This is a genomic window from Sinorhizobium sp. 7-81 (assembly GCF_030124405.1).
Lineage (GTDB): Bacteria > Pseudomonadota > Alphaproteobacteria > Rhizobiales > Rhizobiaceae > Sinorhizobium > Sinorhizobium psoraleae.
This window is the reverse complement of the sequence record NZ_JASKLT010000001.1, coordinates 584,166-604,560: the sequence shown is the minus strand read 5'-3', so window position 1 is coordinate 604,560 and position 20,395 is coordinate 584,166. Positions and strand designations below refer to the sequence as shown.

Genomic DNA, 20,395 nt, shown 5'->3' with positions numbered 1-20,395 from the left:
TCTCGTCACTTATCAGCTGCCGCCCAGCGTCTTGATCGCCTCTTCCAGCGATCCCTCGCTGTCGCGCATCAGGGCTGTGATGTTGTCGAAGGCGCGGGTGACCATGATGAGCTGCGACATCTCCTGGATGGCGTTGACGTTCGACTCTTCAAGGAAGCCCTGCATCACCCCGATATCAAAGCGGTCGACGACCGGCTCCGGCTGATTTGCCGGCATGACAGCGCTGTTGTCGTAGCGCATGAAGCCGTTGCTGAAGTCCGCTTCGTAGAGGCCAAGCAGCGCGAGCTGATTGCCGTTTTGATGAACGGAGCCGTCGGCTCCGACGGTGATGTCGCCCGCTCCACCGTTCAGTTGGATCGGCGCCCCGCCGGCGTCGAGCACCGGATAGCCCTTGATGGTGACCAGCTCGCCGGTCTCCGTCAGCGTGAACCGGCCATCGCGGGTCAATGCCGGGCCGCCGGGGGTGTCGATCGAAAACCAGGCGTCCCCCTTGATCGCGAAGTCGAGCGAGGCGCCGGTGCGTGCGAGCGATCCGGTATTGGTGTTGATGTATTCCTCACCTTCCGAAACGTAGGAAACCTTGGTCGGTTTGGTGTCGCCGAGCATCTGGTTGAACTTCACTTCCGCGCCACGGAAGCCGACGGTATTGGAATTTGCGATGTTGTCGGCGAGCGTATTCAGGCGCCTTTCGAGCGCCATTTGCGATGAGATCGCCACATAGAGACCGGTCTGCAAGTCAGCGCCCCCCGAGTTTCAGGCTGTTGATGGACAGGAGCAGATCGGAGGAGATGCCGTAGCCGCTCGATGAACCGAAAACCGCAAGCGGATCGTAGCTGTCCGTGGAATTGTTGACTTCCCAAAGGGCGGTGAAGCGGTCGAGAAACGCCGCCAGCTTTTCGGGATCCTGGAAGTCCTTGAGGTCGATCGCCGCCTCGTAGGCTTCGGCCTGGCGATCGACATCGGTCGCTGCGAACTCGTCGGGCAACTGCAGAGCGGTGCGCACGACCTGTGCCAGCGCCTCGTCGGCGATGATGGCGTAACCGCTGGTGATCGTCGGCGCCATGCGCGAGAAATAGAGTGCCAACCGCACGCCGGCATTTTCCTCGCCGGCGTTCTGTTCCAGCGTCTGGCGCGCGTATTTGTCGGCTACGCCCTTTTGCGCGCGATCGAACGAGGTCGCCGCCTCGCCATTGCGCGCGAAGTTCAGGGATTCGACCAGCGCCTTATAGCGGCCATCCGTTAGTTTGTTGGCGAAGGCATCGTCGCTGTCGATGCCCTCGGAAAGCACCTTGCGCATAAAGGCCTTCGCATAGGCCATGTCTTCGAGGCCGTGCGCCTTCATCGCATAGTTGTAGAGCCGGCTGTCGGCGAAGAAATCGTCGATGGTTTTGATGCTGCCGATCTTCGACAGGTAATATTCCGTCTCGCGGGCGACGTCCGGCTGTTCGGAAACGCGCTCCAGCGATTTCGTCAAATCGGCGGTGATCAGCTTGTAGCTCGTATAGGTCGTGGTCACGATCGCTTCGCCCTGCCCGAATGAAAACCGGGCGCGAAGGCCCGACGTCGCAAATCCTGACCTGACTGGCTTGCGCGAACCTGTTCCGCGCGCGGCTTTCAACGGGGCTTCACGAACAGCCTCACGCAAGGATGAAATCCTATTCCATCAACGGAAAATCACGATCGCGACAGGTATCGACAATGAACATCATCATCGGGCTTCTTGTGACTTTCGGCTGTATCCTCGGCGGATATCTTGCGATGGGCGGCCACCTGGAAGTCCTGAACCAGCCTTTCGAGCTGATGATCATCGGCGGTGCCGGCATCGGCGGCTTCATCATGGCCAACTCGATGAAGGTGGTGAAAGACACCGGCAGGGCGCTCGGCGAAGCCTTCAGGCACAAGGTCCCGAAGGAGCGGCACTACCTCGATACGCTCGGTGTGCTCTACAGCCTGATGCGCGATCTCAGAACCAAATCCCGCAACGAGATCGAAAGCCACATCGACAACCCGGAAGAATCGTCGATCTTCCAGTCCGCCCCCACAGTCCTGCAGAACAAGGAACTGACCGCCTTCATCTGCGATTATGTCCGACTGATCATCATCGGCAACGCCCGCTCGCACGAGATCGAGGCGCTGATGGACGAGGAAATCCAGACAATCACGCACGACAAGATGAAGTGCTACCACTCGCTGACAACCATGGGCGACGCGCTGCCGGCGATCGGCATCGTCGCAGCGGTTCTTGGGGTCATCAAGGCGATGGGCGCGATCAATGAAGCTCCGGAAGTGCTCGGAGCCAAGATCGCCGCCGCACTCGTCGGAACGTTGCTGGGTGTGTTCCTCTCCTATTCGATCGTCGGCCCGCTCGTCGCAAACATCAAGGCTGTGCGCGAGAAGCAGAACCGCCTCTACGTCATCGTCAAGCAGACGCTGCTTGCCTACATGAACGGCTCGGTCCCGCAGGTCGCGCTCGAATATGGCCGCAAGACCATCTCGGCCTATGAGCGGCCGTCGATCGACGCGGTCGAACAGGAGATGATGAACCCGGGCGGCGGCAGCGAAAGCAAGGCGGCGTAACATGAACCCGGGCACCGCATCGAACGTCCACGCATTCGACAAGAGGCTGCTTGCGCGCATGATCGGCGCGCTCGGCGACGACAAGACCATCGGCCGGATCGCACTCGAACTCGGCCAGGTCTTCGGCGAATTGCTTCCCGGTATCTACAGGGCTGAGATCGGGCACGACATTGCGATCGGCTATGCCGGTTTCAAGACCGGTCTCAGGAACGAGCTTGTTGCGGGTCTCGGCGACGGTGTCCTGCTTGCCGACGTTTCGCTGCGCAACTGGTGCCAGGATTTCCAGATCGGTTGCGACAGCCCGGTTCTCATCACCCTGGTCGAAGCCCTGCTCGGCGCCGAGCCCACGAGCATCGGGGAACCTCAGCCGCGTTCGATGTCGCAGATCGAGATCGACGTCGCAGTACCGATCTTCGAAAAGATCGCCGACGTGCTGCATACGGCTGTAAACGCGCCGGGCGGCTTCGAGCCCGCCGTCAGCCGCCCATACAACAGCGAAGCTCGCCTCAAACCGGATCCCGCGATCGAGGATATTCACGCGGCCTCGATCGATATGACGATCGGGCTCGGCCCGGTGCTCTCAACCTTTTCGGTGATCGTTCCCCAAAGCGTTCTCCTCAAGACGCAGATCGTCCCGCCCAAAGGCGCCGGTCAGGATAACAAGGCAAAGTCGGAATGGACGGAGCAGCTCGAGGAACAGGTTCGTCGCTCCGCGGTGACGCTCGAGGCGCGCGTCCGACTGGAAAGCCTGACGATCGACACGATCAGCCGCCTGCAGCCGGGAGACGTGATCCCGTTTCATGACGGGCAGGACGTCCGCGTCGACGTAAACGCCAACGGACGCGAGCTCTATGTCTGCGAGTTCGGCCGATCGGGGGCGAAATATACGGTCCGGATCAAGGACACGCATGGCTCCGAACAGGACATCCTCCGCCACATCATGGGTTAACAGCCGCCTCTCGGCAGAATGCCTGAGGCAAGCTTCAACTGGAATAATTCGCACATGGCACCCAAGAAAGCAGCACCTATCCAGGAACAGGCGGGATTCGCCGTCGAAGACACGGAGCTCGACCAGGCGATCGACGACCTGCGCGGTGTTCTCAAGAAGGATGGCGGGCAGGTGACGGATTTTGGCGCCGACTTCGGCTCCACCGGCGCGCTGGACATGGCAACAGAATTCGGCGGCGACTTTGGCGGCGCGACCGATACCGCAAGCGCATTCGGCGGCGACTTCAGCGCGGATAGCTTTGGCGGCGACTTCGCCGGGGCGGGAATGACGGGCGCCTTCGATGCCGGCAACAGTTTCGGTGGCAACGACTTCGATGTCGCGGAGCCGGCGACCGAATCCACGCCAGGCAGCGGCATGACGGCCAATCTCGATCTGATCATGGACATACCGATCGATGTCCAGATCGTGCTCGGCACCAGCCGGATGCAGGTTTCCGGGCTCATGGGCCTGGCCGAAGGCGCAACGATCGCGCTCGATCGCAAGATCGGGGAGCCGGTCGAAATCATGGTCAATGGCCGGGTGATCGGCCGTGGTGAAATTACCGTTCTCGAGGGCGATGTGACCCGTTTCGGCGTCAAGCTCATCGAGATCAAGGGAAGCAAGAAGTCATAGGCCCGATGAAGGGGCGAGGGATAAATCCATGATGGATTTCGAAAGTTTCGGGGCGCAGACGCCGGCACATCCGCTGAGCCAGACAGACAAGGCGGCCGCCGTATTGCTCGCCATGGGCAAGTCCGTGGCCGGGAAGCTCTTGAAGTTCTTCACCCAGAGCGAGTTGCAGGCGATCATCGCCGCGGCGCAGTCGCTGCGCGCCATCCCGCCCCACGAACTCGAAACGCTCGTCAACGAGTTCGAGGACCTTTTCACCGAAGGCGCGGGCCTGATGGACAATGCCCGGGCGATCGAAAGCATTCTGGAAGAGGGATTGACGCCGGACGAGGTCGACGGGCTGCTCGGACGCCGGGCGACCTTCCAATCCTACGAGGCGAATATCTGGGATCGTCTGCAGGACTGCGATCCGGTGCTCGTCGCCCAGTCGCTCGCCAAGGAACATCCGCAGACCATTGCCTATGTCCTTTCGATGATGCCATCGAGCTTCGGCGCCAAGGTGCTGCTTCAGCTTTCGGAGACGCAACGGCCCGATATCCTCAACCGCGCCGTCAACATAAAGAACGTAAGCTCAAAGGCAGCCGCGATCATCGAAGCGCGCGTGATGGAAATGATCGACGAGATGGAAGCCGAGCGCAACTCGCCCGGACCGGCCAAGATCGCCGAGGTCATGAACGAACTCGAAAAGGGACAGGTGGACACGCTGCTCGCCTCGCTCGAGACGATCAACACGGACTCGGCCAAAAAGGTCCGGCCGAAGATCTTCCTCTTCGACGACATTCTCTTCATGCCGCAAAGAAGCCGCGTGCAGTTGTTCAACGATGTCTCCACCGACATCATCACGATGGCGCTTCGCGGCTCGGCGCCGGAACTGCGCGAATCGATCCTCGCGTCGATCGGCGCCCGCCAGCGCCGCATGATCGAATCGGACTTGGCTGTCGGCGATGCGGGCATCAACCCCCGCGACATCGCGATCGCCCGGCGGTCGATCACGCAGGAAGCGATCCGCCTCGCCGCCAGCGGACAGCTGGAGCTCAAGGACAAGGACGCGGAGGCCGCCTGAGGCCTGTCGCGATCGCGGCTCCATAATTCCTGTTGAGCCGGCCCCACCGGGATCGCCAGACCCTTGCGCGTCAGAGCGTCCCGGTTCACGACATGAGGAGAGCATCGCGGGCAGGTTCGCGTGATCGCTCGATGTAGCAACCGCCGGGGGCTTCCCGTTTCATGTCGGATGATCAGGACAAGGACAGCAAAACCGAGGCGCCATCGGAGAAGAAGCTCTCCGATGCCGCCGACAAGGGTAACGTCCCGTTTTCCCGCGAAGTGACGGTGTTCGCCTCGACGCTGGCGATCTACATCTTCGTCGTTTTTTTTCTGTCGGATGGCGCGGCGAGCGTCGCCGAGGCTCTCAAGGACATCTTCGAGCAACCGGAAGGCTGGCGGCTGGAAACATCGACCGACGTCGTCGCGCTGATTTCGCACATCCTCCTGAAATCGGCGTCGCTGCTCGTCCCGATCTTCGTGCTGCTCATCATCTTCGGCGTCGGATCGTCGATTTTCCAGAATCTCCCCCGCCCCGTCCTCGATCGCATTCAGCCGAAGATGAACCGCATATCGCCGGCGGCCGGCTTCAAGCGCATCTTCGGCGTGCAGGGGCTCGTTGAATTCGGCAAGTCCCTGTTCAAGGTCATCGTCGTTTCGATCATCGTCGTCCTCGTTCTGTGGAACGATTATTTCGCCGCGCTCGATCTGATGTTCTCCGACCCCGTGACGATTTTCACGGCCATGACGTCCGACCTCAAGCAGATCATGATCGTCGTCCTCTTGGCGACGGCTGTGCTTGCGATCGTCGACCTCTTCTGGGCCCGGCACCATTGGTACACCGAACTGATGATGACGAAGCAGGAGGTAAAGGAAGAACTGAAGCAGTCACAGGGCGACCCGATCGTCAAGTCGCGGTTGCGCTCGATCCAGCGTGACCGCGCGCGCAAGCGCATGATTTCCTCCGTGCCGCGCGCAACACTGGTGATTGCGAACCCGACACATTATGCCGTCGCCCTGCGTTACGTGCGCGAGGAAAACGATGCGCCGATAGTGGTTGCCATGGGCCAGGATCTGGTCGCGCTCAAGATCCGCGAACTCGCCGAGAAAAACGGCATACCCGTCTTCGAGGATCCGCCGCTTGCACGCTCCATGTTTGCACAAGTCTCGGTGGATAGTGTGATTCCACCGGTGTTTTACAAGGCAGTCGCCGAACTCATTCACCGGGTTTATGCAGTTCAGCCGCAACAAAAACGGGTGACGTGATCTCGATGAAAAAGTGCGAATTCTCCGAAAAACGCGAACAGATAGTGGCGGAGGCAATCCGTCCGGTGGCGACGGAACTGCGTCTGGTCGACGCGGCGGATTTCATCGCACTCTTACGGTTCGAGTCCCATGCGAGCCTCGCTGACCTCGTGGAGTCTGCCGCGGAACTCTATTTTCTGCCGGGCACGGTGAATTTCGGCCTCGGCGGCAACTACAATCTCGATTGGGACAGCGCCCCGGAGATCGTCCTCGACCTGGAACTGAAACCGCGCGGCGTCACTGTCTACGCCCGGCTCACCCTCGGCAACGACACTGCCGGCGTCGAGATCAGCCATATCAGCTTTCAGCATCCTTCCACGGATGCAGACGAAAACACTGCCTTCCTCGCGAAAAGCCTGGAAGAGGCGAAATTCGTCAAATCCTACGCCCTTCCTCTCGCCAGCTAACACTGATGGGAAGCCGGTCTTACGCGCTCGTGGCATTCCGGCCACGGCGTTCCCGTCCATCAGCTGATGTAGCCGAGACGTATGGCCTTGGCGATCGCCTGGATACGGTTGACGGAATCGAGTTTCGTCGTGGCGGCGCCGAGATAGGCATTCACCGTGTGCACGGAGAGGCCCATCTTGTCGGCAATCTCCTCGCTGATGTGGCCGTCGCCGGCCATCTGCAGGCAGGCGATCTCACGATCGCTGAGCGCTTCCGCCTGAAACAGCCGTTTTTCGTCCGCCGCAAGCATATCCGTCATGATGTTGCAGCTGCGACTGTGGAGGTCGACGACCTGCTCGCTGGACGCATCGATGTAGCTGCCGGTAAAGACGACGTAGCCGTTGCCCTGCGCGCCGAGCCGCACTGGAAAGGCGATCCCCGAATAGATGAGTTTTCGCCCCGTCAGCCGGTGCGCGAACGGGCGGAAATCGGCGGATTCGGCGGTCTGGTGCTCACCCAAGCCGTCCCACAAAACCGGCAGCAGAGAACGGTCGAGGTGCGCCAGCAGCTCTTCGCCATAGGTAGCGACAAGATCGTGGGCATTCGCTTCGCACGCCGTGCCCCAATTGTGGAGGACACAGGCGAGTTTGCGCGCCGTCGGCAAGCCCCTGCCATTGACGCGCAGGACGGCGAAGTTCTTCGCGTTGATGTGCCGCTGCATCGCCTGCAGCCGCGTCACCAGCGTCGCCGCGCGCGCCGCTCGCCCGTTCCTGCCCAGCCGGCTATCGTCGTCGGGGCGGCCGCCCGTGACAAAATGAACCATCGATGCCTCTCCTAGACGAGATTGTTGCGAACGGCGTGGGCGATCGCTTCCGACCTCGTTCGCGTCGCGGTCTTCCGCATCACGCTGGTGATGTAGTTGTTGATCGTATTGCGGGATATGCCGAGAATGACGGCGATTTCCTCGCTCGTCTTGCCTTCAGCGATCCAGAACAGGCATTCGATTTCACGCTCGGTCAGCTCGCATTCGCGCTCCTGCCGCACATCGACGCTGGTCTTCAGGCTTGCGGCATAGGCCGCCAGCAGTGCGATGTCGCGCAGGCCCTCCTGCGACAGGATGACATCTGCGGGGAACAAGAGCATGAGCGAGAACCGCGTTCGTCCGACATTGAAAGCGACGACGCAATATTCCCGGCTGACGCCGCGCGGCAGGTCCACATCGTCCGGCATCGCGTGAAAGCACGGCTGCAGAACCGCGAGACACTTCTCCAGTTCTGTCGTCTTGGCATTCAAGCCCACGACGATAGCCGCCAATCTCCGCACGACGTCGAACGGCCAGTCGGAGCAGACAATGCAATCAAGCCCGCTGTCCTGAGAAAGCTCGTGGCGAGCGAGGAGGTAGTGGGTCGCGCCAACATATTCCGTCAGTGCCGCAAGTGCGTTTGCGAAACCACCGCGCTCGGCGGTTTCGGCGAGCCGCCGAATCAATTGTTCCCTCGAAATCCCCCGGCCGCACTTATGCGGCACAGCCGTCTGCAAAGGCCAGACGACCTCTGCTTGCGAAACGTCCATAACTTCAGCCCCCGTGCCGAATTCGACGCCCTTGGACATGCGCTTGCTGTCGTCGCCGACAGTTCGGCCGGAGCCGATATTCACCGCCATCCGCAAGTCAGGACGCGAATCAGTTCCTAAACTGTACATCGCGGCTCTGGAAAAACCACTGGCGTCCGCTGGCCATTTACTTCGACGCTCGCTGACGAAATCATGTGCCTGCCCCTGCTTCGAAATCAAAAGGGCAAAGACAGGAATAACGGGATCAGTAAAGTATCATATTGATATTCAATGACTTTAATACAGGCTCATTTTCCAGACGGGACAATCTGGACGAGCGTGCGCCTTGATGTGCGCGGTCGAAAGCGCAGTTTCTGCGGCGCTCAAACGTGCTTTTTCACTCCAACGCTTCTAACGAAATAAAAGTGGCATTTACTTTAGCGTATCACCTGTTGCCGAAATGCATCAGTACCTGGACAGTCTGTCCACAGGAATGCAACGAATAGAGGAACGCCGATCACTCGTTTTATTTGAGCCTAAGGAAACTATATTTATGGCAATCTGAGCATTCAGCACAATACCACCAGTAGATTACGCCACCAACCCGGACGTCGCCCGCGGCTTTGAATCTATAAATGTTACTTTATTGTTAACCTTTGTGCCGGTCATAACGGCCGAGACTCGGGCGACGGCGGCGGATTCTTGACACCATGCCCTCGTCCGGCCGCCAATACGCTTCGAGGTCCGCTAATATTTCAACGCAGAGCCGCAATTCACACCCGGGATCTTCGGGGCGAAAAAAATCCCGCCACTTGGGCGGGATCCTTTTGCGAAGCGGCGGTTGCCTTGGCGACGGCCGTCAGGCGGCCCGATCGAGGGCCCATTTGCGCAGAATCTTCGCTGCCCGCTCCTCGCTGATCTCCACCATGCGTGCAAGCCGCCGTTCCGGTCCTTCCTTGACGCGTCGGTTGAAGCTGCCGCCCTCCTCGCCGAGGTTGAGCAGGTCGTCGGTGCTGTCGAAGCCGAAGTCCGAGCCGAAGCCTTCCATGAGCGCCCCACCGGCGCCGGCGCCGACCGGAGAGAAGTCCGGCAGTTCGAGACCGGCCGCTTCGCTTTCCAGCTGGCCTGCCTTGCCGCCGAAACCCATCTGGCGGGCGAGCGGCCGCATGCCCATCCAAACAACCAGGAAAGCGACGGCAACGAAGGCAAGCGAATTGATGATGCCGCCGAGATTGCGCGTCAGCATTTCCATGACGCCCGGTCCGGCCACCGGCTGGTCCAGCAATTGCGTCTCGACGAAATCCATGGCGTTCAGCGTGACGACGTCGCCGCGGCTAGCATCGACGCCGGCGGCCGATGAAACGATCTTCTGCATTTCCTGCAGGTAGGCGTCAATCTTCGCCTGATCGGCCGTTTCTCCGACCATCGCCGCAAGGCGGCCGCGGTTGACGACGACGGCGATCGACAGCCGCTCGATCGAATAGCTGTTCTTGACGGTGGCGATCGTCTTGCTGTTGATCTCGTAGTTGGTCTGCTCTTCCTTCTTCGCCGCTTCGTCGCTGGACTGTGGGCCGGCGCCGCCGCGCGGTGCAGCCTGGGGCACGTTCTGCTGAACGGTCGCGGCGTTGTCCGGCTGCTGCTGGCTGGACTTCTGCTCTTCCTTGGTCACGCGGGTCGAGCGCTCGACGCGCGACTCGGGATCGAAGACGGTTTCCTGGATCTGTTGCGCATCGGTGTTGAGCCGGGCAGTCACGCTGGTGCGGAAATTATCGATGCCGAGGAACGGCGCGAGCGCATTGTCGATCTTCTTTTCGAGATCCGTCTGGACATTCTGGACGACGCCAAGCGACTGGTTGAGGGCGCTGTTCGCCGGGTCGTCGCCGGAGGCGAGAAGCTGTCCTGTCGAATCCAGAATCGTGACATCGTCGACATCGAGGCCCGGCACGGAAGAAGCGACGAGGTGACGGATCGAGGCGGCGGCACTGCGGCCAACCGTTGCACTCGCGCGAATCATGACCGACGCCGTCGGCGTCTGGTCGGCCTTGCGGAAGCTTCCGCGTTCCGGCATCACGATGTGCACGCGCGCGGCGGCGATACCGGAGATTTGCTGGATGGTGCGGGCGATTTCGCCTTCAAGTGCGCGGACGCGCGTCACTTCCTGCATGAAGGAGGTGAGGCCCAGCGAGCCGACATTGTCGAAGAGTTCGTAACCGGCATTGGCGCTGCTGGGCAAACCGCGCTCGGCAAGCAACAGGCGGGCCTTGCCGGTCATGCCGACCGGAACCTGGATGCTGCCGCCGTCCGATCCTACGTCGAAATCGATGTTTGCCTCGGCAAGCGCAATGCTGATCTGGGTGACGTCGCTGCGCTCGAGGCCGACATAGAGCGTTTCAAACGATGGTCTGTTGACGTAGATCCCGGCCGCGAGGACGAAACCGACCGCTACGATGCCGGCCACGGCGAGCGCGATCAGTTTGCCTTGCCCCAGATTGCCGAGGTTTTTCGTGAACGTCGAGAATTGATCGAACAGATTCATTCTGTTTCCGCACCCAGTATCGCAAGACGGCCAAGCCGGTCATCCGGCCTGCGCCATGCGCAGCTCCAATGTTCGGGTTTGCTGGGTATCGGCTTGCGCTTCAGCCGATGTCCAATACGCGCGAATCTACCAGCCCCGGATGCGAAGCTAGGCAGCGAAACTTGCGCGAACTTGACGAAGAACAGGAAGAATCGCCGAAGGGTGCGGCCGCTTCTTAAGCCCCTCCCATCCTGACAGAGAGAGGGCTACTGCACGTTTCCTTAGATCGCAGCCGATTTGAACGCAAAACAGGCGGCAATTCAAAGGACGCTGCACGGTGAGGGGCAATCTCCCTCAATGTGGGATCAGGGACAATCCCGCCTCGATTACTCTATCAATGCGACGTCAGAACGCTTCGAAGTCGCCTGAGGCTTTCGTCAAGGGCTGCGAATGGCCATGGCGCAGCATGCCGCTGCCCAGTGCCTTTCTCATGTCCGCAAGCTTGACCAGGTTGACCGCGGTCGTGACGTCGACAAGCCAGGTGTCGGGAATGGATGCCGTGATCGTATCGATAAATTCGGCCAGCCCACGCGTCTTCTGCACGGCCAGGTCGATGCCCTGAAGCACCATCACCTGCTCGGACGCATCGGACGAGGCCACGCCGCGATTGCCGTAGAGCTGCGGCTCGATGCGTTCGATGAGGTAGGCGACGTCATGGAGCTCCGTGACGATGCGCATGAGTACAGCGGGCAAGGATTCTTCGGCGTGAGGCGCATGGCCCTGGTAGTCGATCTGCATGGTCTGTCCTCACGTCGTCTGCGAAATGGAATTCGGAAGTGCGTTGTTCGGCTGGCCGAGCACGATCAGAAGAATTCGATGGAGCTTTCCACCGGCTTCGGCACAGGCGCAGGTCGCTGGTCCATCTGCATTGCCCGTTGCGCTTCCATCCCCGTCAACGCGTATTGGCGGGCACGCCCGGAGGATGGCCAATATTCCAGCTTGCGGCCGTGCTCACCGCCCGTGCTTTCGCCGACGATGCGGATCCCTTCGTCCAGCAGGAACTGGCGCGCGAAGGCGGCATTCTGCTCGCCGACATTCGAGAATCTCGCAATTGTCTTGGCGCCGCCGAAGATCTTTGCTTCCAATCGGTCGCGACGGGCGCCCTGCTTCAACAGGCCGTTGATCAGCAGTTCCATCAGGTGCACACCATAGCGCGTGGCGTCCCCGCCGGAGTTCGACGTCGCGGAACCGGGCAACAGGAAATGATTCATACCGCCGACGCCGATCACCGGATCACGCATGCAGGCGGCCACGCAGGACCCGAGAATGGTCGAAAGAACGATATTCGGATCGTTGATGACCTTGAACTCGCCCTGGATGACATGCACGCGCCTGCCGGCGGCCTCGTTCATCATTTCAGCGCCCCGAACACCGCCTCGATCGCAGCCTTCATCTTTTCGATCGTGAACGGCTTGGCGAGAACATTGTTGGCGCCGAGGGCGGCTGCCTTCTGCACCAGCGCGCGGTCGCCCTGCGCGGTCAGGATGATGAAGGCAGCTTTCTTCGTCGTCGGGTTCGATCGCACGGCCTGGAGCAATCCGAGCCCGTCCATTTTCGGCATATTGAAATCCGAGATAACGAGGTGGTGCGGGTTCTGGGCCATGATCTTCATGCCCTGTTCCCCGTCGCCGGCTGCGGTGATCTGCTTGAAACCGAGCTGCTGCAGGGCGTCGCCCAGGAGCAGACGGCTCGTCACCTGATCGTCGACGATCAGAACTTTTATTTTTTCGGCGATGGACATTATTCGCTTCCTTCTTTTCGGGCTGCTGCGGTCTTCAGGATCTCCTCCCCGATCGACCCGAGGGGGAGCTGCGTTTCGACAGCACCCAATTCATAGGCAACTCTCGGCATGCCGTAGACGACACAAGTCTTTTCGTTTTGTCCGAAGGTGCGTGCACCGGCATGTCGCATCTTGAGGAGACCGGACGCGCCGTCGCGGCCCATTCCGGTCAGAATGACACCGATCGCGTTGCGGCCCGCGAGTTCGGCAACCGAATCGAACAGCACGTCGACCGAGGGCCGATGGCCATTGACCGGGTCGCGATCGACGAGACGGCAGCAAGGCGCGGCGGCATTGGCCACCTGAAGGTGACGTTCACCGCCCGGCGCCAGATAGATCTTGCCGACCTCCAGGCGCGCGCCGTCGGTCGCCTCCTGGACGGTCGGCGCGCAAAGGCGATTAAGCCTTTCCGCAAAGCTCCTGGTGAAGGTGTGCGGCATGTGCTGCGTGATCACCGTCGGAGGACAATTGGCCGGGAACTTCTGCAGCACGGTGATCAGAGCTTCGACGCCGCCGGTCGATGCGCCTATGGCGATGATCTTGCGGCCCGCCCTGTAATCGGAAACGGCATTTGCGTTAGCGGCGGTCGGGGCGGCGGCCTTGTTGCCGGTGATGAGGAGCTTTCGCTGCGAGCGTGCGGCCGCCTTCACCTTGTCGATCAGATCGCCGAACGGATTCGGATCGCCGGGGTGCGGCTTGCCGACACAGTCGAAGGCACCGATTTCGAGCGCGGCGATCGATGCTTCCGCGCCCTTGTGGGTCAGGGTCGAGACCATGATGACCGGCATGGGACGCAGCCGCATGATCTTGTCGAGAAACTCGAGCCCGTTCATGTTCGGCATCTCGATGTCGAGCGTGACGACGTCGGGATCGAGCTGCTTGATCGCCTGGCGTGCCTCGATCGCATCGGCTGCCTGGCCGACGACGGTCACGTCAGGATCCGCATTCAGCACGGCGGTGATGAGGCCGCGCATGGTGGCCGAGTCATCGACAACGAGAACGCGTGCGGGAGCACTCATGCGCGGACTCCATGAAACTTGCCGGTATGGCGATAGGTGGTGATGCCGATATTGTCGAACTCAGACTTGGCATCCCCGGACACACGCTCCGAATGGCCGATATAGAGATGCCCGTTGGTGTTGAGCACGCCGGCGAAGCGCGACCAGATCTTCATCTGCGTCGGCTCGTCGAAATAGATCACCACGTTGCGGCAGAAGATGACATCGAAAGGCCCTTTTATCGGCCATTGCGCCATGAGATTGAGCTCGTTGAAGGTGATCAGCCGCTTGACGCGGTCGTCGATCTGCCACTTGACGCGGCCGCCGACATTGACCTCGCTGAACCACTGCTTGCGCATGGCGGGATTGACCGTTTCGAGCGCCGTCGCGTCATAGACCCCGGCCCGCGCAAGTGCCAGGATCTTCGGATCGATATCCGTCGCCAGAATGCGGAAGTCATAGTCGGCGGCGTTCGGCAGCAACGACAGAACCGTGAGCGCGATCGAATAGGGCTCCTGACCGTCGGAGCATGCCGCCGACCAGATGCGAACGCGTCCGCCGCTCTTCGCGCTGGCGATCAGCTTGGGCAGCACGTCCGTCTTCAGGTGTTCGAAGTGGTGGTTTTCGCGGAAGAAGCGGGTGAAATTCGTCGTCAGGTGCGAGAGCATGTCACGTCGCGCCGCTGCGCCGGCCGGCGAGCCGACGAGCTGACAATAATCACGAAAACCCTTGAGCCCGAGATTGCGGATGTGCTTCGACAGCCGCGAATAGACGAGCGACGCCTTGGATTCGTTGAGATAGATCCCGGCATCGGCATAGATCATCGCAGCGATCTCGTTGAGATCGCGGCGCGTCAGCGGATATTCGCCGCTCGCAAGGCATTCGTCCGGCGACAGTTTCTGTTCGAGAATGGCCTGAGCTCTCATGCCGCCTCCCTTTCCTCATGGGGGAAAACCGCTTCGAGTTCGACCAGGCAGATCATCCGACCTTCGATCGCCAATACGCCTCGGGCAAATGTCTTCTCGAATTCGGACGAAATGTCCGGCGTCGGCTGGACGTCCTCGTCCCTGACGGTCAGGATGTCGGAAACGGCGTCGACGAGGAGCCCAACCACCTGGTTCCTCACCTGGGCGACGATGATCACATGCCGAACCGTCGGCTCGGCGGGCTTCATGCCCAGGCGGGCGGAGAGATCGACTATCGGCAACACCGCGCCGCGCAGATTGATGACGCCGAGCACATAAGATGGCGCATGCGGCATAGGCGTAGCCGGTGTCCAGCCGCGAATTTCGCGGACCGCCATGATGTTCACGCAGAATTCCTGATCGCCGACGCGGAAAGCGATGAGCTCCCGTCCGCCAGTCGTCAGATTTTTTGCGGCATAGGTCATAGGTATTATCCGGCTGCAGCAAGAGACATTTCAGGTTTCAGGGTTTGCCCGCGCGAGGCCGCGACGATGGCGTCGACATCGAGGATGAGCGCCACGCGACCGTCGCCGAGGATGGTGGCTGCAGCGATGCCGGGGACGTGCGTATAGTTCGCCTCAAGGCTCTTGATCACCACCTGCCGCTGCCCCTGGATCGCATCGACCATCAAGGCGCGCTGGCCGCCGCCCTCGGACTCGACGAGCAGCGCCACGCCCTCAACCGGATTGGCCTGCGTCGCGCGGAAGTTCAGGATGCGGCCGACATCGACCAGCGGGCAGAAGGAGTTGCGGATTGAGATCAGGCGCTGGCTGGCGCCGAAGCTGTGGATCGCGGCGGCCTCGGGCTGAAGCGTTTCGACGATGGCGGTCAACGGCACGACCAGCGTCTGGTTGGCAACCGTCACCACCATGCCGTCGAGGACGGCAAGCGTCAGCGGCAGGCTCATCGTGAAGACCGAGCCCTGCCCGGGCTTCGACGAGATGTTGATGCGCCCGCCGAGTGCCTGGATGGAACGCTTGACGACGTCCATGCCGACGCCTCGGCCGGAAATGTCGGAGATCTTGTCGGCGGTCGAGAAGCCCGCATGGAAGATCAGGTTGTCGACTTCCTCGTCCGAGAGGTTGGCGTCGGCGGCGATGAGATCGTTGTCGATCGCCTTCTGGCGCACCTTCTCGCGGTTGATGCCGGCGCCGTCGTCGGCAAGCTCGATGACGATGCGGCCCGAACGGTGCTTGGCCGTCAGGCGCACAGTGCCTTCGGCGCTCTTGCCGGCGGCAAGCCGTTTTTCCGGCGTTTCGAGGCCGTGGTCGACAGCGTTGCGGATCATATGCGTCAGCGGTTCGGCGAGCTTGTCGATGACCGTCTTGTCCACTTCCGTGTTCTCGCCCTCAGTGACGAGACGGACGGACTTGCCGGTCATGTCGGCGATTTCCCGGACGATGCGGGACATGCGCTGGAAGACGGGCTTCACCGGCTGCGCGCGGATCGCCATGACGCTGTCCTGAATCTCGCGGGTGAGCTGCTGCAGCTCCTCGAGGCCCATATTGATCGATGACGTACCGTTCGTATCGTTCTCGATCACGCTCTGCGACAGCATCGCCTGGTTGATGACGAGTTCGCCGACGAGATTGATCAGGCGATCGACGCGATCGAGGTCGACGCGGATGGTGGGGGTCGCGGCGGAGGCCGCCTGCTGGGCAGCCGCGCTGGCCGCAGCCGTCGTGTTCCTCTGAGCTTCCGCAGGAGCCCGGGTGGAGGACTGAGCCATCTGCAAGACATTGCTTGCCGTCCCAGCCGCCGAAACGGCCGCATCGCGGTCGCGGGTGGCGAATTGTTCTTCCTCTTCAGCCGAACCGGCCGGTGCCTCGTCCAGCATCGAGAGATCGAAGGGAACGGGCTGCATCGGCAACTCCTCGCTCGCATCGACCGCGCAGCCGCCGGCCAAGGCGATGTCGAGGTCGCAATCCCATTCCGCGAATTCGAACACAGAGCGGATTGCCTCCTCGCCCTTGTCCGTCTTCAGCGAAATCTTCCAGGAGAAGTAGGCCGCCTCCGGATTCATCCGCTCGAGCGGCGGCATTCCATCCATATCGCAGTGAATGCTCATCTCGCCGAGGCGCGACAGGTCGCGCAGAAGCAGCGTGGCATCGTTGCCCTTGGCATAGAGTTCGGATTTCGGCCTGAAGACGATCTCGTAGCAGGGGGCCTCGATCACGGCCGGTTCGTCCGCCTCGAAGTCCTCGAAGGAGAAGGCAACGGGCTGAAAGCCTTCCTCGTTGACAGGAGGCGCGGCAACCGGTGCGGGCGCCGCCTTGAACGCCGGCTCGGCAGCAGTCGCCTGCGGCAGCTCGCCATTGGCCAGCGCCTCGAGTTCCTTGATCAGTTGGCGGCTGCGGGCCTGATCGACGCTGCCTCCGTCGCGGGCAGCATTCGTGAGGTCGGCGAGCACGTCCGCCGACTTCAGCATTACCTTCAGGACGTCCTGATTGGGCTCCAACCTGTTGGATCGAACGCAGTCGAGCGTCGTCTCGAACACATGCGCGAACGACACGAGATCATCCAGCCCGAACGCACCTGCGCCCCCCTTGATGGAGTGGACCGCGCGAAAGACGGCATTGACCGTTTCCGGATCGCGATCACCGTCGTTGAGCTTCAGGAGACCCGACTCCAGTTCCGCGAGCTGCTCCTCGCATTCCTGGAAGAAAATCTCTTTGATTTCGTTCATATCCATTGGAGGCTGTCCTCGGATTTCAGGCCGTTACGCGCTCGATTGCATCGATCAGCTTGGTCGGGTCGAACGGTTTGACGATCCAGCCGGTAGCCCCCGCCTGCCGTGCACGGTTCTTCTTCTCGGCGTCGCTCTCCGTGGTCAGCACCAGGATCGGCACGGCGCGGTAGCGGTCATTCTTGCGCACGCCCTCGATGAAACCGAAGCCGTCGAGGCGCGGCATGTTGATATCGGTAACGATGACATCCGGATTGGCTTCCTCCAGGACCTCAAGCCCTTCGACGCCGTCCTCGGCCTGGATCGTCTCGAATCCGGCATTGTTGAGGGTGACGAGAAGCATGTTCCGGATCGTGCGGGAGTCGTCGACAGTCAGAACTCTCTTCTTCATTTCTCAAATCTCCTTTGCCATCAGGGGATCGATATCCACGCCGATGAGCTGTGTCGTCTTAACGAATGCGTCCGACACCTTGGCGAAGGTGAAAGACAGCTGCTGTTCTTCCCAATGCCTTGCGCCGGCGATCAGCACCTGAACGCAGAGCGCACCGATCCGCTCGACAGCGGAGGCATCGATGGCGACCGCGCTGCCTTTCAGCGCCAGGAGCTTTTCATGCAGTGCCGTCGCCTCATTCAGATCGAGCACAGGAGCGAGCCTGAGCGTCTTCTGAGCGGTCTTCTTGCTGGCCATTTCGATTTCCTCGCCTGCCTGCCTTCAAATGCCTCGCCCAAGACTAGTGGTGCCGTCCTGCAACGTGCCGCCCCGAGACGGCACCGTCATCGAGCAGTGTGATCGCGTCCTCGTAGCCGACTTGCGCCTCCGCGCGCTGCGAAGCGCGCGACAGCACCGGGGTAGAGGTCGCGGCGGCGCGTGCCGCTTGATGCCGTTCGAGGCGGAACCTGCGGATTGATTGGCCGAGTTCCACGATGACGCCGTGCAGGTCGTCCGACGATCCCGCGGCGCTTTCCGCCAGCGTGGCGCTTTGCTGGATTGCTTGCGAGATCCCGCCGATTTCAGAGGCGGCGGTACGAAGATCGCTCACCTGATCTTCGGCCTCGCGGGCGATGCCCGAAACGGCCGCGTTGATAGAAATCACCTGCTCTACGATGCTGCTGATCGCATCCTGCGTCCGGCCGACCATCTCGACGCCGGCCTCGACCTGGGCCTTGGTTCCCGTAACAAGCTGTTTGATCTCGCGCGCCGCCTCGCCGGAGCGCTGCGCGAGTGCGCGCACCTCCTGGGCGACCACCGCGAAGCCGCGGCCGCTGTCGCCGGCGCGCGCTGCCTCGATACCGGCATTGAGAGCCAGAAGATTGGTCTGGAAGGCAATCTCGTCGATCACACCGATGATCTGACCGATCTTTTCGGCAGAGGCCTCGATATCCGCCATCGCCGAAATCGCCTGGCCGGCAATCTCGCCGCTCCGCTCCACCGCAATGCGCGTTTCGTTCGCCTTCGCTTCGGTTTCGCCGATGCGTGCCGATCCGGCTCGCACGCGTTCGGTCATGCCGCCGAGTGTTGCTGCCTGGCGGGAGAGCGCCTCGGCTTCGCCTCCAGCCTTGCCGGAGAATTCAGCCGCGCGGGCGTGCAGCTCTAAGATCATGGTTTCTGCCGCTACGGCACGCTCGTCAGCGGATTGCAAGGCGGCCTGAATCTGCTCCAGGGACGCGTTGAGGCTTGCGACGATCGGTTGATATGCATCCGAACCGCTTTCCGGCAGACGGGCAGCAAGATCACCGTCACCTAGCGCCTGCAGAAAGTCCGAGAAAAGGTCGCCTACTTCCGTTTCATCGTCTCTGCGCTGCTCGGCGAGTTGCCGTTGGTGCTGTTGCCTGAGCGCATTAAAGCGCAGCGACACCGCAATTTCCGTATCGACGAAGGTGGTGCGCACGAGCGCAGCGACGAGATCGCAGAGTTCCTTCTTCCGGTTCTTGCCGAAGGGAAGCAGGGAGTTAGGCCATGCATCCCCTATGAGACCGGTCAGCAGATGCTCCAGCACCACCGCATGACTCGCCATCTGCCAGCGCGGGTCGAGTCCCATGCGCCCTTCGCTATCGGCAAGCACCTTCACGCGCTCTGCATAGAGCCCGTCGAAACGGGCGTCAGTCAGGACGTTCCAATGTGACGATTGGAGATCGTGCAGCCGATCGAGCTGGCGGTCACTGTCGAAATGGCGGGCGGCATCCGGAAAAGTCTGAAATCGATGAAAAAGGTCCCGAAGCGCAAGGTTGATGCGCGGCGAAAGGGTCTCGCGATGGTGGCGCAGGAGCGCGCAGCCATCTTCGTCGAGCCCGGCAAAACGCAGGCGCTCAAGCAAGCTTGCCGCTTGGCCCCTTCTTGCCTGTTCTGGCGACGCGTCCTGCTTCACACTGATCCCCGCTACTGCATAATTCCTTGGATCCGGATCGATCTAAGGTGAAATCATGCAGAAATTCAAAGTGTTACAGCGACATCAGCGTCTGAACAGACGCGTGGCGCCGTAGTGCGCAATCGAAACTCGCCTGGGGAGGGCCGGCCAGGGGCCAGCGGTGGTCACGCCCGATCCATGCGATCAGCGCGCCGCAGCGTCTGCCATCGTCCATCCCGCAAGTAATTTCGGTGAAGAATGGATACCGGACCGGAACCGGTACGGCGGTGCGGCGTCATGCCTTGAGGAGAACCTGAGACTTCCTATTCCGACGTGTGCGACCATGTTTATGGTTAATTCGTTGCTTGAAAGTTAACGGCTCGTGGCCCGTAATTGGAATTGCTAAAATTCACCGACGACCTCAGGGGCGTCGGCTTTTTGCACTGCAGCGAACCGTCACTGTTCCATCCGGACAACAACAGGTTTTCAATCACAAGAGTTTAGAATTGTGCTTCTACTTTCGGTCGCGTATCGAAGCGAGAGTGGAAAGGCGCAGATCGCCGACAA

The 20,395-nt window shown here is 61.1% G+C and carries 21 protein-coding genes; 6 read left to right on the top strand and 15 right to left on the bottom strand.

Going from position 1 to position 20,395, the window contains the following annotated elements; translation table 11 throughout:
- Positions 1 to 12: 12 nt before the first annotated feature.
- Positions 13 to 735: a flagellar basal-body rod protein FlgF gene (gene flgF, locus QN224_RS02915; RefSeq protein ID WP_283975472.1), complete on the bottom strand. Its 723-nt coding sequence runs from the start codon at positions 733 to 735 to the stop codon at positions 13 to 15.
- Between the two features lies 1 nt (position 736).
- A complete protein-coding gene (locus tag QN224_RS02910; protein WP_283975471.1) occupies positions 737 to 1,516 on the bottom strand; it encodes a DUF1217 domain-containing protein in 780 nt (259 codons plus the stop codon).
- Positions 1,517 to 1,698: 182 nt separating this feature from the next.
- Between QN224_RS02910 and motA the strand changes: the two genes are divergently transcribed.
- From motA to QN224_RS02880, 6 genes are all read left to right on the top strand, one after another.
- On the top strand, positions 1,699 to 2,577 hold the full coding sequence (gene motA / locus QN224_RS02905; protein WP_173510909.1) for a flagellar motor stator protein MotA: 879 nt from the start codon (positions 1,699 to 1,701) through the stop codon (positions 2,575 to 2,577).
- Position 2,578: 1 nt separating this feature from the next.
- Positions 2,579 to 3,526: a FliM/FliN family flagellar motor switch protein gene (locus tag QN224_RS02900; RefSeq protein WP_283975470.1), complete on the top strand. Its 948-nt coding sequence runs from the start codon at positions 2,579 to 2,581 to the stop codon at positions 3,524 to 3,526.
- A 54-nt stretch (positions 3,527 to 3,580) separates the two neighbouring features.
- Complete coding sequence (fliN, locus tag QN224_RS02895; protein ID WP_283975469.1) at positions 3,581 to 4,198, top strand: flagellar motor switch protein FliN; 618 nt, start codon at positions 3,581 to 3,583, stop codon at positions 4,196 to 4,198.
- A 28-nt stretch (positions 4,199 to 4,226) separates the two neighbouring features.
- Positions 4,227 to 5,258 (top strand): flagellar motor switch protein FliG, encoded by a 1,032-nt coding sequence (fliG, locus tag QN224_RS02890; RefSeq protein WP_283975468.1) that lies wholly within the window; start codon positions 4,227 to 4,229, stop codon positions 5,256 to 5,258.
- Between the two features lie 161 nt (positions 5,259 to 5,419).
- The gene (flhB, locus tag QN224_RS02885) at positions 5,420 to 6,502 is read left to right on the top strand and encodes a flagellar biosynthesis protein FlhB (RefSeq protein ID WP_283975467.1); all 1,083 of its coding nucleotides are present in this window, start codon (positions 5,420 to 5,422) and stop codon (positions 6,500 to 6,502) included.
- Positions 6,502 to 6,948 (top strand): hypothetical protein, encoded by a 447-nt coding sequence (locus QN224_RS02880; RefSeq protein WP_173511505.1) that lies wholly within the window; start codon positions 6,502 to 6,504, stop codon positions 6,946 to 6,948. Before flhB ends, QN224_RS02880 begins: the two co-directional genes overlap by 1 nt.
- A 59-nt stretch (positions 6,949 to 7,007) precedes the next feature.
- On the opposite strand, the gene QN224_RS02875 is transcribed toward QN224_RS02880, so the two are convergent.
- The 13 genes from QN224_RS02875 to QN224_RS02815 all read right to left on the bottom strand — a co-directional run bounded on the left by QN224_RS02875 (position 7,008) and on the right by QN224_RS02815 (position 19,849).
- Positions 7,008 to 7,751: a transcriptional regulator VisR gene (locus QN224_RS02875; RefSeq protein WP_283975466.1), complete on the bottom strand. Its 744-nt coding sequence runs from the start codon at positions 7,749 to 7,751 to the stop codon at positions 7,008 to 7,010.
- Positions 7,752 to 7,762: 11 nt separating this feature from the next.
- Positions 7,763 to 8,500: a transcriptional regulator VisN gene (locus QN224_RS02870; protein ID WP_283976084.1), complete on the bottom strand. Its 738-nt coding sequence runs from the start codon at positions 8,498 to 8,500 to the stop codon at positions 7,763 to 7,765.
- An 838-nt stretch (positions 8,501 to 9,338) separates the two neighbouring features.
- A complete protein-coding gene (fliF, locus tag QN224_RS02865; RefSeq protein WP_173510916.1) occupies positions 9,339 to 11,015 on the bottom strand; it encodes a flagellar basal-body MS-ring/collar protein FliF in 1,677 nt (558 codons plus the stop codon).
- A gap of 384 nt (positions 11,016 to 11,399) precedes the next feature.
- The gene (locus QN224_RS02860) at positions 11,400 to 11,792 is read right to left on the bottom strand and encodes a hypothetical protein (protein ID WP_283975465.1); all 393 of its coding nucleotides are present in this window, start codon (positions 11,790 to 11,792) and stop codon (positions 11,400 to 11,402) included.
- Positions 11,793 to 11,857: 65 nt separating this feature from the next.
- Complete coding sequence (gene cheD / locus QN224_RS02855) at positions 11,858 to 12,409, bottom strand: chemoreceptor glutamine deamidase CheD (protein ID WP_283975464.1); 552 nt, start codon at positions 12,407 to 12,409, stop codon at positions 11,858 to 11,860.
- Positions 12,406 to 12,795: a response regulator gene (locus tag QN224_RS02850; RefSeq protein ID WP_034851752.1), complete on the bottom strand. Its 390-nt coding sequence runs from the start codon at positions 12,793 to 12,795 to the stop codon at positions 12,406 to 12,408. Before QN224_RS02850 ends, cheD begins: the two co-directional genes overlap by 4 nt.
- Positions 12,795 to 13,853: a protein-glutamate O-methylesterase CheB gene (gene cheB / locus QN224_RS02845; RefSeq protein WP_173510919.1), complete on the bottom strand. Its 1,059-nt coding sequence runs from the start codon at positions 13,851 to 13,853 to the stop codon at positions 12,795 to 12,797. Before cheB ends, QN224_RS02850 begins: the two co-directional genes overlap by 1 nt.
- Complete coding sequence (locus QN224_RS02840; RefSeq protein WP_283975463.1) at positions 13,850 to 14,758, bottom strand: protein-glutamate O-methyltransferase; 909 nt, start codon at positions 14,756 to 14,758, stop codon at positions 13,850 to 13,852. The genes cheB and QN224_RS02840 overlap by 4 nt, the downstream gene beginning before the upstream one ends.
- A complete protein-coding gene (locus QN224_RS02835; protein ID WP_173510921.1) occupies positions 14,755 to 15,222 on the bottom strand; it encodes a chemotaxis protein CheW in 468 nt (155 codons plus the stop codon). Before QN224_RS02835 ends, QN224_RS02840 begins: the two co-directional genes overlap by 4 nt.
- A gap of 5 nt (positions 15,223 to 15,227) precedes the next feature.
- On the bottom strand, positions 15,228 to 17,489 hold the full coding sequence (locus QN224_RS02830) for a chemotaxis protein CheA (protein WP_283975462.1): 2,262 nt from the start codon (positions 17,487 to 17,489) through the stop codon (positions 15,228 to 15,230).
- A gap of 19 nt (positions 17,490 to 17,508) precedes the next feature.
- Positions 17,509 to 17,874, bottom strand: coding sequence for a response regulator (locus QN224_RS02825; RefSeq protein WP_065784641.1), 366 nt, complete (start codon positions 17,872 to 17,874; stop codon positions 17,509 to 17,511).
- A gap of 3 nt (positions 17,875 to 17,877) precedes the next feature.
- Positions 17,878 to 18,171 carry an STAS domain-containing protein gene (locus QN224_RS02820; RefSeq protein ID WP_283975461.1) on the bottom strand — a complete coding sequence of 98 codons (294 nt, stop codon included), beginning with the start codon at positions 18,169 to 18,171 and terminating at the stop codon, positions 17,878 to 17,880.
- Between the two features lie 43 nt (positions 18,172 to 18,214).
- Positions 18,215 to 19,849 carry a globin-coupled sensor protein gene (locus QN224_RS02815; protein WP_283975460.1) on the bottom strand — a complete coding sequence of 545 codons (1,635 nt, stop codon included), beginning with the start codon at positions 19,847 to 19,849 and terminating at the stop codon, positions 18,215 to 18,217.
- Positions 19,850 to 20,395 lie beyond the last annotated feature (546 nt).

Bases quoted from the DNA above. Each gene is read 5' to 3' on its own strand.
- QN224_RS02900 (WP_283975470.1), top strand. From the start codon at position 2,579: ATGAACCCGGGCACCGCATCGAACGTCCACGCATTCGACAAGAGGCTG.
- motA (WP_173510909.1), top strand. From the start codon at position 1,699: ATGAACATCATCATCGGGCTTCTTGTGACTTTCGGCTGTATCCTCGGC.
- QN224_RS02875 (WP_283975466.1), bottom strand. From the start codon at position 7,751: ATGGTTCATTTTGTCACGGGCGGCCGCCCCGACGACGATAGCCGGCTG.
- flhB (WP_283975467.1), top strand. From the start codon at position 5,420: ATGTCGGATGATCAGGACAAGGACAGCAAAACCGAGGCGCCATCGGAG.
- fliG (WP_283975468.1), top strand. From the start codon at position 4,227: ATGATGGATTTCGAAAGTTTCGGGGCGCAGACGCCGGCACATCCGCTG.
- QN224_RS02825 (WP_065784641.1), bottom strand. From the start codon at position 17,874: ATGAAGAAGAGAGTTCTGACTGTCGACGACTCCCGCACGATCCGGAAC.
- QN224_RS02835 (WP_173510921.1), bottom strand. From the start codon at position 15,222: ATGACCTATGCCGCAAAAAATCTGACGACTGGCGGACGGGAGCTCATC.
- QN224_RS02850 (WP_034851752.1), bottom strand. From the start codon at position 12,795: ATGTCCATCGCCGAAAAAATAAAAGTTCTGATCGTCGACGATCAGGTG.
- QN224_RS02830 (WP_283975462.1), bottom strand. From the start codon at position 17,489: ATGGATATGAACGAAATCAAAGAGATTTTCTTCCAGGAATGCGAGGAG.
- QN224_RS02840 (WP_283975463.1), bottom strand. From the start codon at position 14,758: ATGAGAGCTCAGGCCATTCTCGAACAGAAACTGTCGCCGGACGAATGC.
- QN224_RS02870 (WP_283976084.1), bottom strand. From the start codon at position 8,500: ATGGACGTTTCGCAAGCAGAGGTCGTCTGGCCTTTGCAGACGGCTGTG.
- fliF (WP_173510916.1), bottom strand. From the start codon at position 11,015: ATGAATCTGTTCGATCAATTCTCGACGTTCACGAAAAACCTCGGCAAT.
- QN224_RS02860 (WP_283975465.1), bottom strand. From the start codon at position 11,792: ATGCAGATCGACTACCAGGGCCATGCGCCTCACGCCGAAGAATCCTTG.
- fliN (WP_283975469.1), top strand. From the start codon at position 3,581: ATGGCACCCAAGAAAGCAGCACCTATCCAGGAACAGGCGGGATTCGCC.
- QN224_RS02820 (WP_283975461.1), bottom strand. From the start codon at position 18,171: ATGGCCAGCAAGAAGACCGCTCAGAAGACGCTCAGGCTCGCTCCTGTG.
- cheB (WP_173510919.1), bottom strand. From the start codon at position 13,853: ATGAGTGCTCCCGCACGCGTTCTCGTTGTCGATGACTCGGCCACCATG.
- cheD (WP_283975464.1), bottom strand. From the start codon at position 12,409: ATGATGAACGAGGCCGCCGGCAGGCGCGTGCATGTCATCCAGGGCGAG.